This window comes from Psychrobacter sp. TB20-MNA-CIBAN-0197 (genome assembly GCF_040309765.1).
Lineage (GTDB): Bacteria > Pseudomonadota > Gammaproteobacteria > Pseudomonadales > Moraxellaceae > Psychrobacter > Psychrobacter submarinus.
Genome location: NZ_JBEOPC010000744.1, coordinates 1 through 265, shown reverse-complemented (window position 1 = coordinate 265; position 265 = coordinate 1). Strand labels below are relative to the sequence as shown.

Below are 265 nucleotides of genomic sequence, written 5' to 3'. Positions count from 1 at the left end.
CAGTTCACCACCTTCCCACCATATTAGTTCACTATAATGTTCGGAGGCCTTATATCTAGTTACACGACAATTATCACCACTGGTAAATGCCTTAAATTTATATTCAGAATAGGGTCCTATCAGGTATTTGTTCTGTTTGACATCAAATATACTTTCCCTATCAATTAACTCTTTAAAGCCGTCGTTATTCAAATCACAAACTTGAATCAAGCGATTTGAATAATTAAGTGAAAGGTCCGGCGCAACAATAAGCGTAGTGATAGAA

General features: G+C 35.8%; 1 protein-coding gene. It reads right to left on the bottom strand.

Annotation, left to right across the window (positions count from 1 at the left end; translation table 11 throughout):
* The coding region (locus AAEY83_RS15815; protein WP_351060476.1) for a hypothetical protein at positions 1-192 on the bottom strand (192 nt) is incomplete at its 3' end.
* Positions 193-265 lie beyond the last annotated feature (73 nt).